At 71.6% G+C, this 12,526-nt stretch carries 13 protein-coding genes and 1 pseudogene; 3 read left to right on the forward strand and 11 right to left on the reverse strand.

The window, feature by feature from the left end; genetic code table 11:
* Positions 1-7 precede the first annotated feature (7 nt).
* Genes HRJ34_RS16140 through HRJ34_RS16150 form a run of 3 tightly spaced genes read right to left on the reverse strand, consistent with a single transcriptional unit; the run spans position 8 to position 3,129 of the window.
* Positions 8-1,015: an acyl-CoA dehydrogenase family protein gene (locus HRJ34_RS16140; protein WP_208631822.1), complete on the reverse strand. Its 1,008-nt coding sequence runs from the start codon at positions 1,013-1,015 to the stop codon at positions 8-10.
* Positions 1,015-2,214 carry an acyl-CoA dehydrogenase family protein gene (locus HRJ34_RS16145; RefSeq protein ID WP_016747650.1) on the reverse strand — a complete coding sequence of 400 codons (1,200 nt, stop codon included), beginning with the start codon at positions 2,212-2,214 and terminating at the stop codon, positions 1,015-1,017. The genes HRJ34_RS16140 and HRJ34_RS16145 overlap by 1 nt, the downstream gene beginning before the upstream one ends.
* 33 nt (positions 2,215-2,247) lie before the next feature.
* On the reverse strand, positions 2,248-3,129 hold the full coding sequence (locus tag HRJ34_RS16150; RefSeq protein WP_012049463.1) for a LysR family transcriptional regulator: 882 nt from the start codon (positions 3,127-3,129) through the stop codon (positions 2,248-2,250).
* A gap of 104 nt (positions 3,130-3,233) precedes the next feature.
* Here HRJ34_RS16150 and HRJ34_RS16155 point away from each other — a divergent pair, with 104 nt between their 5' ends.
* Positions 3,234-4,034, forward strand: a complete 801-nt coding sequence (locus HRJ34_RS16155; RefSeq protein WP_208631823.1) for a crotonase/enoyl-CoA hydratase family protein — start codon at positions 3,234-3,236, stop codon at positions 4,032-4,034.
* Between the two features lie 12 nt (positions 4,035-4,046).
* Here the strand turns inward: HRJ34_RS16155 and ilvD are convergent, their stop codons facing one another.
* The 4 genes and pseudogenes from ilvD to HRJ34_RS16170 all read right to left on the reverse strand — a co-directional run bounded on the left by ilvD (position 4,047) and on the right by HRJ34_RS16170 (position 7,881).
* On the reverse strand, positions 4,047-5,732 hold the full coding sequence (gene ilvD / locus HRJ34_RS16160) for a dihydroxy-acid dehydratase (protein ID WP_208631824.1): 1,686 nt from the start codon (positions 5,730-5,732) through the stop codon (positions 4,047-4,049).
* Between the two features lies 1 nt (position 5,733).
* The gene (locus HRJ34_RS29635) at positions 5,734-6,144 is read right to left on the reverse strand and encodes an NAD-binding protein (protein WP_226949205.1); all 411 of its coding nucleotides are present in this window, start codon (positions 6,142-6,144) and stop codon (positions 5,734-5,736) included.
* A 54-nt stretch (positions 6,145-6,198) separates the two neighbouring features.
* Positions 6,199-6,628, reverse strand: a pseudogene (locus HRJ34_RS29640) (NAD(P)-dependent oxidoreductase); the annotation flags it as partial.
* Between the two features lie 20 nt (positions 6,629-6,648).
* On the reverse strand, positions 6,649-7,881 hold the full coding sequence (locus tag HRJ34_RS16170) for a cytochrome P450 (protein ID WP_208631826.1): 1,233 nt from the start codon (positions 7,879-7,881) through the stop codon (positions 6,649-6,651).
* Between HRJ34_RS16170 and HRJ34_RS29225 the strand changes: the two genes are divergently transcribed.
* Complete coding sequence (locus tag HRJ34_RS29225; RefSeq protein WP_226948814.1) at positions 7,880-8,050, forward strand: hypothetical protein; 171 nt, start codon at positions 7,880-7,882, stop codon at positions 8,048-8,050. The genes HRJ34_RS16170 and HRJ34_RS29225 overlap by 2 nt on opposite strands.
* Positions 8,051-8,090: 40 nt before the next feature.
* Positions 8,091-8,564 (forward strand): MarR family winged helix-turn-helix transcriptional regulator, encoded by a 474-nt coding sequence (locus HRJ34_RS16175; RefSeq protein ID WP_226948753.1) that lies wholly within the window; start codon positions 8,091-8,093, stop codon positions 8,562-8,564.
* Here HRJ34_RS16175 and HRJ34_RS16180 read toward each other — a convergent pair.
* The 4 genes from HRJ34_RS16180 to HRJ34_RS16195 all read right to left on the reverse strand — a co-directional run bounded on the left by HRJ34_RS16180 (position 8,555) and on the right by HRJ34_RS16195 (position 12,512).
* Positions 8,555-9,355, reverse strand: coding sequence for a hydroxypyruvate isomerase family protein (locus tag HRJ34_RS16180; RefSeq protein WP_208631828.1), 801 nt, complete (start codon positions 9,353-9,355; stop codon positions 8,555-8,557). The two genes, HRJ34_RS16175 and HRJ34_RS16180, sit on opposite strands and share 10 nt — an antisense overlap.
* 64 nt (positions 9,356-9,419) lie before the next feature.
* A complete protein-coding gene (locus HRJ34_RS16185) occupies positions 9,420-10,484 on the reverse strand; it encodes an aromatic ring-hydroxylating dioxygenase subunit alpha (RefSeq protein ID WP_030091172.1) in 1,065 nt (354 codons plus the stop codon).
* A gap of 19 nt (positions 10,485-10,503) precedes the next feature.
* A complete protein-coding gene (locus tag HRJ34_RS16190) occupies positions 10,504-11,463 on the reverse strand; it encodes a PDR/VanB family oxidoreductase (protein ID WP_208631829.1) in 960 nt (319 codons plus the stop codon).
* On the reverse strand, positions 11,460-12,512 hold the full coding sequence (locus HRJ34_RS16195) for an aromatic ring-hydroxylating dioxygenase subunit alpha (RefSeq protein WP_208631830.1): 1,053 nt from the start codon (positions 12,510-12,512) through the stop codon (positions 11,460-11,462). The genes HRJ34_RS16190 and HRJ34_RS16195 overlap by 4 nt, the downstream gene beginning before the upstream one ends.
* Positions 12,513-12,526 lie beyond the last annotated feature (14 nt).

A 12,526-nucleotide genomic window follows, 5' to 3' on the forward strand; every position in this document is an offset into this window, starting at 1 on the left:
GCGGCGTTCAGGCGACGGTTTCGGCCCGGAATCGATCGCCGCCATCGACATGCATCCGCACGAAATCGACGCTCGACAACCCGGCCTCGGCGAGGCGGGCCGCGCCGAGCCGCATCGCCCAATGGCCCTCGCCGCCGCCGGCCAGCCGCCATTCGCGCAGGCGACGCGTATGGAGCTGGACGTCGCATTCCTCGCTGATGCCGATCGCGCCGTGGACGGCATGGGCGATGTCGGCGACGATCGCCGCCGCTGCGCCCGCCGTCCGCTTGGCCACCGCCGCTGCGACGCCGTCGCCGTCGAGCCCGGCGGCACAGCCGATCTCGGCGGCGATGCGCGCCGCCACCACCTGTTCGGCCATCACCGCCATCTGCTGCTGGATCGCCTGCTGCCGGCCGATCGGCTTGCCGAACTGGCTCCGTTCATCGGCATAGGCGACCGTCATTTCGAGCAGGCGATCGGCCGCGCCCGCGATCGCCGCCGCCGACAGCACCGCCGCGAGCGCCGCCAGGTCGACGGACCCCGCCGCCAGCTCGACGCCCGCGACCGCCGCCGGCCAGGCGAGCGCGGCGGCGAGCGAATGGGGCTCGCCGGTCGGGACGAGTCTCGCCTGGTCGAGTGGGGCGAGGACCAGCCGGCCGTCGAGCGCGACGATCGCGCGGTCGGCGACGCGGGCGAACGGAACCGGCGCGGAGCCGCGCCCCGCCAGCAGCAGGATCGGCCCTTGCGGACGCTCCACCCCCGCCCGGGCGAGGAGGGCGCGCGCCGCCATCGTCTCGGCGGCGGGCAGCGGGAAGGCATGGCGGCCGAGCGCCATCAGCAGCGGCGCGACCTGGCCGAGGGTCAGCCCCGCCCCGCCCGCCGCCTCGGGCACCAGCGCGTCGAGATAGCCCGACGCCTCGATCGCGGCCCAGAGCGGTTCGGGCGAAGCGCCGGCCTCGATCGCGCGGACCAGCGAAGGGGGACAGATGTCGCCAAGCAGGCGGACGAACGGATCGAGCAGTTCCTCGCGGGTCATCAGCGTAGTCCCAGGCCGCGCGCGATGATGCCGCGCAGGATTTCGCGGGTGCCGCCGCGCAGCGAGAAGCTCGGCGCGATCTGGCTGAGATAGGCGACGGTGCGGTGAAGCTCGGGCGCGACCGCCTCGTCGGGATGGGCGGCGAGATCGTCGCCGATCCATCGCGGCACCGCCTGTTCGAAGCCGGTGCCGAGGTCCTTGACCAGCGACGCCTCCACCACCGGGCTCAGCCCCTGCGCCAGCAGCGCGGTCACCGCCAGCGACATCGCCCGCAGCGTCGCGATCTCGGCGGTCATCCGGCCGGCCAATGCGAGGGTCGCGGCGTCGCGGCGGCCGGCACGGGCGACATGGGCGATCCAGGCGTCGACCAGCACGATGCTCGAATAGATTCGCTCGGGCCCCGACCGCTCGAAGGCCAGTTCGGCGGTCACCTGCTTCCAGCCCTCGCCTTCGGTCCCGATCAGCGCATCGTCGGCCAGCTCGACATCGTCGAAGAACACCTCGGCGAAATGGGCGTCGCCGGTCAGGTCGACGATCGGCCGGACGGTGACGCCCGGCGCGCGGAGATCGACGATGAGCTGCGACAGGCCCGCCTGGCGGTCGGCCGCCGCGCCCGAGGTCCGCACCAGCGCGATCATGTAATCGCTGTGCTGGGCGTTGGTGGTCCAGATCTTCTGGCCGCCGAGCCGCCAGCCCTTTCCGGTCCGCTCGGCGCGGGTGCGGACGCTGGCGAGGTCCGATCCCGATCCCGGCTCGCTCATGCCGATGCAGAAGAAGGCCTCGCCCCGGCAGATGCGCGGCAGGTAGAAGCGGCGCTGCGCCTCGCTGCCATAGCCGAGGATCAGCGGCGCGCTCTGCCGGTCGGCGATCCAGTGCGCGGCGACGGGAGCGCCCGCCGACAGCAGTTCCTCGACGATCACGAAGCGCGCGAACGGCCCGCGCCCGCCACCGCCATAACGCTCCGGCAAAGTCAGGCCGAGGAAACCGGCCTGCCCGAGCGCGCGGCTGAACGCCGCGTCGAAACCCTGCCAGGACCGCGCCCGGCGATCGAGCGGCGTCGGCCCCATGGCATCGGCGATCAGGCGACGGATCGGCTCCCGGAGCGCCTCGTCGGCGGCCGGTAGCGAGGATGGCGACAGGCTTTCGAACACGCTCGGCCCCTTGCGGTTATGCGCCGCCTGTGCCGAACGCCCCGCCATCGGGTCCAATATTATTCGGGGCTCTATCGATATCTATTCGCTATCGGTTTCGGTCCGGGCAAGCGCGAGGAAGTTCGCCGCCAGCGGCCCGGCCTCCTGCTCCCGGACGGCGATGCCCGAGGCGATGCGCGGCGGCGCGGCAAGCCGCACCAGCCGCACGCCGTCGGGCACCTGGCGGGTGGTCCGGGCCGGCACCAGCGCGACGCCGAGCCCGCTCTGGACCAGGCTCAATATGGTGTGGACCTGCGTCGCCTCCTGCGCGACGCGCGGCAGGAAGCCGGCCTCCTGGCAGGCCAGCAGCGCGACCATGTGCAGCACGCTGATCCGGGTGTGGAGGATGAAGGGCTCGGCGGCGAGCGTGGCCAGCGGCAGGCGCGCCGCGCCGGCATGGACGCTCGTCGCCGGCACCGCCGCGATCAGCTCGTCGGTCTCGACCGGCAGGACGTCGAGGTCATGGCCGTCGAGCAGCGGCAGGCGGACGAGGCCGACGTCGAGCTCGCCGGCGCGGAGCCGCCGGGCGATCTCGACGCTCGTCGAATCCTCGATCTCCAGTTCGACCAGCGGATAGCGGCGGCGATAGGCGGGGATCAGGCGCGGCAGCAGCGAATAGATCGCCGAGCCGACGAAGCCGATGCGGAGCCGGCCGCGCTCGCCCAGCCGGCCCTGGCGGACCGCGGTCCGCACCTCCTGCGCCCGCGCCAGCGCGGCGCGGGCGGGTTCGAGCGCCGCCTCCCCCGCCGCGGTCAGGATCACGCCGCGCGGCCCGCGCACGAACAGTTGCGCGTCCAGCTCCGCCTCGAGCTTGCGGATCGCCACGGTGAGCGGCGGCTGCGAGATGTTGAGCCGCTCCGCCGCGCGGTGGAAGTTGAGCGTGTCGGCGAGCGTCGTGAAATAGAGGAGCTGGCGCAGGTCCATGATAGCATATCCATATCACCATTGTTGAAATCGATATTAGATATGCGAGACATGTCCGCCTAGCCCGCCACCACATGATTCCCTGCGGCGATGGAGAAGCCCTCTTGGACGATTTCCTTCTGGTCGAACGCGACGGCGCGGTGGTCACCGCCACGCTCAACCGTCCCGACGAGCGCAACGCCATCTCCGAACAGGCGCATATCGAGGCGATCGAGCGCTTCTGCGCGGCGATGACCGCCGATCGCGGCGTCAAGGCGGTGGTGCTGACCGGCGCCGGCACCGCCTTCTGCGCGGGCGGCAACGTGAAGAGCATGCGCGATCGCGCGGGCATGTTCGCAGGCTCCCCGCTCGACCTGCGCAACCAGTATCGCGCCGGCATCCAGCGCATCCCGATGGCGCTCTACGAACTGGAGGTGCCGGTGATCGCGGCGATCAACGGCCCGGCGATCGGCGCCGGCCTCGATCTCGCCTGCATGTGCGACATCCGCATCGCGGCGGAGGGGGCGATCTTCGCCGAGAGCTTCGTGAAGCTCGGCATCGTTCCGGGCGATGGCGGCGCCTGGCTGCTGCCGCGCGTGATCGGCATGGCGCGTGCATCGCTGATGACGCTGACCGGCGACGCGATCGATGCCGCCCGCGCGCTCGACTATGGTCTGGTGAGCGAGGTGACGCCGGCCGATCGCCTCCTGGCCCGGGCGCGCGAGATCGCCGCCCGCATCGCCGCCAACCCCGGCCACGCGACCCGCCTCGCCAAGCGCCTGCTGCGCGAGGGACAGGACATGAAGCTCGGCCCGCTGCTCGAACTCTCGGCCGCCTATCAGGCGCTCGCCCACCACACGGCGGACCATGAGGAAGCCGTCGCCGCCTTCCTCGAAAAACGCCCGGCGGCCTTCACCGACCGTTAGGCCCGATCCCCTTCAATGCGTGACCGCGCCGAGATGCGCGGGCCCGACGAGCCGCGCATATTTGCGCAAGGTCGGCGAGGTGACGGTAGCCTCCGGCGCGGTCCAGGCCGCGCGGCGGCGCTCCAGCTCGGCGGCATCGACGAGCAGGTCGAGCGTGCGCTGGCCCGCGTCGATGCGGATGCGATCGCCGTCCCGGACCAGCGCGAGCGGGCCGCCGGCCGAGGCCTCGGGCCCGACATGACCGATGCACATGCCGCGCGTCGCGCCCGAGAAGCGGCCGTCGGTGAGCAGCGCGACCTGCTCGCCCATGCCCTGGCCGTAGATCAGCGCGGTGACGCCCAGCATCTCGCGCATGCCGGGGCCGCCCTTCGGCCCCTCGCCGCGGATGACGATGACGTCGCCCGGCTGGTAATCCTGCCGGCGGACCGCGTCGACCGCCGCCTCCTCGCCGTCGAACACCCGCGCCGGCCCTTCGTGCGACAGGCGCTTGAGCCCGGCGACCTTGAGCATCGCGCCGTCGGGGGCGAGGCTGCCGCGCAGCACGATCACCCCGCCGGTCGGCGCGATCGGCCGGTCGGCCGGGCGCACCACCTCCCCGTCCGGCGCGGGCGCGGCGGCAGCGATCTCGCCGATCGTCCGGCCGGTGATGGTCGGGCAGTCGCCGTGCAGCACGCCCGCCTCCAGCATCGCGCGCAGCACGGTCGGCACGCCGCCGACCTCGTGCAGGTCGCGCGCCCAGAAGCGGCCGCCGGGCTTGAGGTCGGCGAGCAGCGGGGTGCGGTCGAAGATCGCGGCGATGTCCTCCATGGTGAAGGATATGCCGGCCTCATGCGCGATCGCCGGCAGGTGCAGCGCGGCGTTGGTCGAGCCGCCGGTGGCGGCGACGGTGGCGGCGGCGTTTTCGAGGCTGCGACGGGTGACGAGGTCGCGCGGGCGCGGGCCGCCCTCGCGGATCAGCCGGCCGAGCACGCGGCCCGATTCCTCGGCCAGCGCGCGGCGCTCGCTCGCCACCGCCGGCATCATCGCGCTGCGCGGCAGCGCCAGCCCCAGCGTCTCGGCGACCATCGCCATGGTGTTGGCGGTGAACTGCCCGGCGCAGGAGCCGACCGTCGGCACCCCCGCCTTTTCGAGGCGGGCCAGCTCGGCCTCGTCCATCTCGCCGGCATAGACCCGGCCGACGCCCTCATAGACGTCGACGATGCCGATATCGCGCCCCTGCCAGCGGCCGGGCAGCGCCGCGCCGCCATAGACGAACACCGAGGGGCGGTTGACCCGGATCATCCCCATCATCGTGCCGGGCAGCGTCTTGTCGCAGGCCGCGAAGCCGACCAGCCCGTCATAGCCGTGCGCCCGCGTCACCGCCTCGATCGAATCGGCGATGATCTCCCGCGAGACCAGGCTGAAGCGCATCCCGGCATGGTTCATCGACATGCTGTCGGCGACGGTGATCGTCGAGAATTCGAACGGCGTCACCCCCGCCGCCTGGAGCCCGGCCTTCGCCGCCTCGGCCTGCGGCGCCAGCGACATCGAGCAGGGCGTCACCGACGCCCCGGTCGAGACGATGCCCGCGAAGGGCTGGCCGATCGCGACGTCGTCATGGCCCATCGCCCGCAGGAAGGCGCGGTGCGGGGCGCGGTCGAGCCCATCGGTGATCGTCCGCGAGGGCAGCGTCTCGCCCTTCCCGTCCTTCAACGCCATGTCATTGCTCTCCCAGATCGGTCGGATGTCGATAGAGGCGCATCAGGCCGGGCACGTCCTCGCCGCCATGGCCGGCGTCGATCAGCCGGGTCCACATCGCCTCGACGCTGGCCAGCAGCGGCGTCCCCGCCTCTGCGGCGGCGGCGGCCGCGCGAATCGAGCGGATGTCCTTGTACATGGTGCGCAGCTCGCTGACCGGCGGCCCCGGATCGGCCGGCGGCGCCATGCGCGGCCCGAACAGCTGCAACGGCCGCGAGTCGGCGAAGCCGCCCTGGAACGCGACCGGAAGCTGGGCGAGATCGATGCCGAGCGCCTCGCCGACGTGCATCGCCTCGGCGATCGCCAGCATGTTGGTGGCGACGATGAGCTGGTTGCACAGCTTCGCCGCCTGCCCCGCGCCGACCCCGCCCATCCGCGTGACCCGCGCCGAAAGTAGGGCGAGCAGCGGCCGCACCCGGTCGATCGCCGCCGCGTCGCCGCCCGCCAGGATCGCGAGCGTCCCCGCCTCGGCCCCCGCCACGCCGCCGGACACCGGGCAGTCGAGCCATTGCGCGTCGCCGGTCTCGGCCAGGCGCCGCGCGAAGCCGCGTGTCGCCTCCGGCCCGATCGTCGAGAAGTCGACGACCAGCGCGCCGGGCGCAAGCGCCCGCGCGGCCCCGCCATCGCCGAGCATCACCCGCTCGACCGCGTCGGCGTCGGTCAGGCAGAGGCAGACCACCGCCGCGCCCTCCACCGCCTCGGCCGGGTCGCGCAGGCCGCCCGCCCGCCGCGACCAGCGGCGCGAGCTTGTCGGCCGAGCGGTTCCACAAGGCGAGGTCATGGCCGCCGTCGAGCAGCCGCGCCGCCATCGGCCGCCCCATCAGCCCGATGCCGAGAAAGGCCATGCGTTGCTTCATCGGTTTCTCCCTGCCGGCCCTCAGGCCAGCTCGATTTCGAGCGGCAGGCTCGCCAGCCCGCGCAGCGTGTTGTTGTAGCGCCGCTCCACCGTACCCGCGATGCGCAACGTCTTCACCCGTCGGGCGAGCGCGGTCAGCACCAGTTCGCCCTCCATCCGCGCCAGCAACTGCCCGACGCAGGCGTGGATGCCGGCGCCGAAGCCGACATGGCCGATCGTCCTGCGGCCGATGTCGTAGACGTCGGGCCGGTCCCACTGGCGCGGGTCGCGATTGGCGGCGGCGAGGAACATCAGCACCTTGTCGCCTTCGTTGAGCGGGGTGCCGCCCAGCGTGGTCGCGCGGGTGGCGGTGCGGAAGAAGGTCTGCACCGGCGCCTCGAAGCGGATCGCCTCCTCGAACGCGGCCTTGGCGAGCTTGTGGTCGGCGCGCAGCCTGTCGAACTCCGACGGGAAGCGCGCGAGGCAGTAGAGCGTCGCGCCGAGCGCGTTGATCGTCGTGTCGAGCCCCGCCTGGAGCAGCGCGCGCACCAGCACCGGCGCCTCGGCCTCGCTGATCTCGCCCCGGTCGACGGCGTCGTGGATCATCAGCCCGAGCCCGCCCGGCGCCAGATTGCCGCGCTTTCCCTGTTCCTCGATCCAGTCGAAGCTGACCTTCTCCTTCGCGGCCTGGAACAGCGCGTTGCGCGGGCCGAAGGAGTTGAACAGCAGGTCGGCGTGCGGCAGCAGCTTCTCGCGCCCCTCGCGCCCCATGCCGATCGCGTCGGGAAAAACCCTGAGCGGAAAGGCCTCGGCCAGGTCGGCGACGCCGTCGAAGCGCTTGCGCCGCACCACCTCGTCGACCATCGCCTCGGCCTCGGCCTCGAACCGGTCGCGCAGCCCCTTGAGCACCGGCGGCGACAGCACCCGGCTCAGCACCCCGCGCGACCGGCTGTGCTGCGGCGGATCGGCTTCGAGGATCAGGCTGGGCAGGCGGAAGCGGCCGTGGCGGACGAAATCCTCCATCCCCACCCCGCGCGCCGACGAGAAGGTCTTCCAGTCGGTCAGCGCGTCGCGGACATGCTCGTGCCGCGCGACCGCGCCGATATTGTAGCGCGACAGCCAGACGAACGGCCCCGCCTCGCGGAGCTGCTCGTGCACCGGATAGGGATCGGCGAAGAAATCGACCGAGAAGGGATCGACGTCGAGGACCGGGACGCCGGCCGGCGGATCGGAATCATAGATCGCGTAGGGCGACCGTTCGGCGTGGCTGGCCATGGCATCCTCCCTCTCCATGACGATCACTTTGACATGTCAAAATGATCGCGTCAATGATAACCGTTGGAGTGATTTCGAGGCGGATGGAAACATCCGCTGGCTCGGAAATCACGGCAAACAAAGAGGACGCAGACGCGATCCGGTTCAGGTTGAACCGGATCGCGTCTAAGGACCGGGAATCGCCCGACGAGAAAGGACGCGACGCCAGGATGACAGCCCGCACCACCCGCACGCTCGATCTGCAGAATTCGGTGGGCGTGCTGCTCAACTTCCTGTCGACCCGGCTGACCGCGAGCGGATCGGCGACCTATCGCAGCCGCTTCGGGCTCGGCATCCTCGAATTCCGGCTGCTCGTCATGCTCGCCGCCGAGCCCGACATCCCGCCTTCGCGCATCTGCGAGGTGATGGGGCTCGACGGCGGCGCGGTCAGCCGGGCGTTGCGCGGGATGGAGGCGCGCGGCCTCGTCGCCAGCCGGCCCGACCGGCGCAACCCGGCCTACAAGCTGTGGTCGCTCACCGCCGAGGGCGCCCGCCTCCAGGACGCGGCGGTGCCGATCTCGATGGAGCGCGACGCGATCCTGCTCGCCGGCTTCAGCGACGAGGAACGGACGATGCTGATCGCGATGCTGCGGCGGATGCTGGCGCAGGTCGACGGGCTGCGCGACCTGATCGATCAGCCCTGAGCATCGGGCCGAAGCACGCCCCGCAATTCGGCCAGCCAGCCCAGCCCCGCCTCGACAGCGGCGCACGGGCGATATTCCCCGGCGATCCAGCCCGCATAGCCGAGCCCGGCGATCGCGCGGACGAAGGCGCGATGGTCGACGGCGCCGTGATCGGGCTCGGCCCGGTCGGGGCAGGCGGCGATCTGGACATGGCCGATGGCGTCGCGGAAGCGGGCGAACACCGCCGTCGCGTCCTGCCCCTGCCGGGCGACATGATAGCTGTCGAACTGGATCGACACCGACGGCCGGTCGATCTCGGCCAGCAGCCCGGCCGCCTGGTCGACGTCGCGCAGGAAATAGTCGGGATGGTCGGTGCCGTTGAGCGGTTCGATCAGCAGGGCGACGCCGGCGTCCGCCGCCCGATCGGCCGCCCAGCGCAGATTGGCGACGAAGGTCGGCCGCGCCGCCGCCCGCCGCGCCGCCCCGACATTGCCCGCCATGACATGGATCGCGCGCGCGCCGGCCGCGCGGCAATAGTCGAGCGCCTGGTCGATCCCCGCGCGGAAGGCCTCCCCGGCCCCCTCGACCGCCGCGAAGCCGAGCTCGCCGCGATCGAGCCGCCCCGGCGGGCTGTTCACCCCGAGCAGCGCGACGCCGTGATCGGCGGCGGCGGCGCACAGCGCGTCCGGGTCGACGTCATAGGGCCAATGGAATTCGACCGCGTCGAACCCCGCCGCGGCGGCGGCCGCGACCCGATCGAGCAGCGGCAGGCCGGTCCACAACATCCCCAGATTGGCCGCGAAGCCGCGCATGCGATCCTCCCTGAAACAGCAGGGGCGTGGTTCTCGACCGGCGGCGATCTGTCAACATCGCGGTTCAGGCGGCATCCGCCGCCGCCGCCTTCGCCGCCTGCTCCTCGACGATCATCCTGCGCAGCCGGCGGCGCACCTTCACCGGCGCCACGTCGTTCGACATCAGCACCGGGTCGAGCGAGAAGAATTCCGCCTCGCCCATCTCCTCCTGCACGGCGGTGATGATCGGTCCGTCCTCGGTCTCGAACGCCGCGTGCATCGCCTCGATCTTCTTGCGGTTATAGTCGGCGTCGTCGACGATGTGGTTGCGGCGGGTCGCGAAGAAATAATGGGTCTTGAACGCGTCCTCGGGCGTGCAGGTGTGGAGGTCGTACTGGCTGGTCGCGTCGCCGAAATCGTCGCTGTCCTGCACCGCCCCCACCGATAGCTGGATATTGGCGGGCGCCGTCCAGCTGATGTCGAAATAATGGCGCGCCGCGTCCTCGGGGCGCGGCAGGAAGGGGGCGAAGATCATCATCGCCGGCGTCTGCGACCATTCCCAGCGGGCCGAGATATGCGTGTCCCGCTCGCGCACCTTGGGGACGACCGGCGACAATTGCCCCCGTGTGGTGATGATCTCGCCATGGACATGGTCGATATGGCTGAGGTCCATCACATTATCGATGATCAGCTCATAGTTGACGTCCATGTGCATGTAGGTCTGCGCGACGGCATTGGGGTGCCCCTCCTCCAGCGGCGAGAAATCGGGCAGCAGCGCGGGATCGGGATCGGAGTCGTCCATCCAGATCCACAGGAAGCCATAGCGTTCGAGCAGCGGGAAGCGGCGGACCCGCGCGGCGTCCGGGATACGGCCGTTGCCGTGCGGATTGTGGGTGCAGCGGCCATCGGCGTCGAAGCGCAGCGCATGATAGCGGCAGGCGATCTCGTCGCCTTCCCGCTGGCCCAGGTGCAGCGGCGCGAAGCGGTGGGGGCAGCGGTCGTGCAACGCCACCGGCGTCCCGTCGGCCAGCCGGTAGATCATCACCGAGGTGCCGAGGATGCGGCGGTGGAACAGCGCCTCGCCCTCCACTTCGGACGACATGGCGGCGACGTACCAGGCCCGCTTGAGACATTCGAACGTGGAGCCCATGGCCCTTCTTCTCCCGATCCTAGAGCTGAATGACGAGGCGCGGCGTGGCCGCGCGCGAACAACAGGGTGTGAAGCAGTCGTTGGCGGCGCGTTCCGCATCGGACAGGTAGGAGTCGCGATGGTCGGGGACGCCGCCGACGACGGTGGTGAGGCAGGTGCCGCAAATGCCCTGCTCGCAGGACAGGGGGATGCGGATGCCGGCGGCGGCGAGCGCCTCCGCCGCGCTCTGCCCGGCGGCAACCGCGACGATCGCGCCATGGCCCTCCACCTCGATCTCGAACGGGCGGTCGCCGCCGGCCGGCAGCGCCGCCGCCGCGAAGCGTTCCGAATGGAGGCGATCGTCGGGCCAGCCGCCCGCGCGGGCGCCGTCGAGCACCGCGTCCATGAAGGCGTTGGGTCCGCAGACATAGAGATGATGGCCCGCGCGCGGCGCGTCGAACAATGCGGGGGCGTCGAAGCTCGGCGGGATGCGGTCGCCGACATGGAGCCGGCAGCGATCGGCGAAGCGCGGCGCGGCGAGGCGGTCGACGAACGCCGCCCGTTCGGGAGACCGGACGAAATAATGCAGCTCGAAGCTGGCGCGATCGGCGGCGAGCTGCTCGGCCATGGCGAGGATCGGGGTGATCCCGATCCCGCCCGCCATCAGCACGCTATGCGCGGCGGGGACGAGCGGGAAGAGGTTGCGGGGGCGGCTGATCCGGATCGCCTGCCCCGCCGCCAGTCGTTCGTGGACGGCGCGCGATCCGCCCCGCCCCTGCCGGTCGAGCAGGACGCCGAGCTCGTAGCGGCCCGGATCGCCCGGCGCGTTGCACAGCGAATATTGGCGCACCAGCCCGCCCGGCAGCTCAACGTCGACATGCGCGCCGGCGGCGAAGGGCGGCAGCGCCGTCCCGTCGGCCGGCTCCAGCAGCAGCGCGGCGATGTCCTCGGCCACCAGCCGCTTGCCGGCGAGCCGGACGCTGATCCAGTCGCCGCTCACGCCGCGCCCGCCTCCGCGGCTTCCTCGGCGAGGAGCTGGTCGAGCACCCAGAGCATCCGCCCCGGCCCGGCATCGTGGACGATGTCGACCTGCGGCGCGCCGGGATATTGCAGCAGCCGCGCGCGCTGCCCCTCCAGGATGCGCTTGTCCTCCAGGAAGGCGTCCATGTTGGTCCGGTGCATCAGGTCGACGATGCCGGGGAAATCGGTCGCGCGGCTCGCCCCCCAGGAGAAATAATAGTCGACCGACCCGGCGTCGCGCGGGGTGACCGCCTGGCTGGAGAAGGTGTCGAGCAGCAGCTTGCCCCGCGACGGCTCGCTGGGCGCGCCGCCTTCCTCCGCCTCGTGCACGGCGAAGCTCAGGATGAAGTTGCACGGCACCGTCATCCGGACATGGACGTTGATGTCGAACCGCGCATCGTCGGCGAAGAGGTGCCGCGCGAAGGCGGGCGCCGGCACGCCACGCACGCAGTAGCGCGTCTCGATCCCGCGCGGGTTGAGCCGGTGGCGGGGCTTGATATAACCCCAGTCGTCGCTGCCCGCGAAGGTCAGGCCATGGACCCAGGAGACATGGCTGAGATCGGCGAGGTTGGCGATCTCCTCGCGATAGCCGGTGTCGACCCGCAGGTGCGACGTCCTGAGCACCCAGTCGGGATCGGACGGGCCGATCGCGAAGCAGATCAGATCGGGATCGGCGCGGGCCGGGTCGCCCAGCCACACCCAGATCCAATTGTCCTTCTCGATCACCGGCAGCGTCGCCGCGACCGCGCCTTCGGGGATGCGGTCCATGCCCGGCACCTGGCGGCAGGCGCCGTCGGGGCCGAACAACATGCCATGATACATGCAGCGGATCGCGTCCCCCTCCTTGCGGCCGAGCGACAGCGGCGCGGAGCGGTGGGGGCAGCGGTCCTCCATCGCCACCAGCCGCCCCTCGCCGGTCCGGTAGAGGAGGATCGAGCGCCCCGCGATCTGGCGCACCACCAGGTCATGGGCGCCGATCCCGACAGCCTCGTCCCAGCCGGCGCAATACCAGGCGTTCCTGACGTACATCGCCCGATCCCCCC

This window comes from Rhizorhabdus wittichii, assembly GCF_017607425.1.
GTDB lineage: Bacteria > Pseudomonadota > Alphaproteobacteria > Sphingomonadales > Sphingomonadaceae > Rhizorhabdus > Rhizorhabdus wittichii.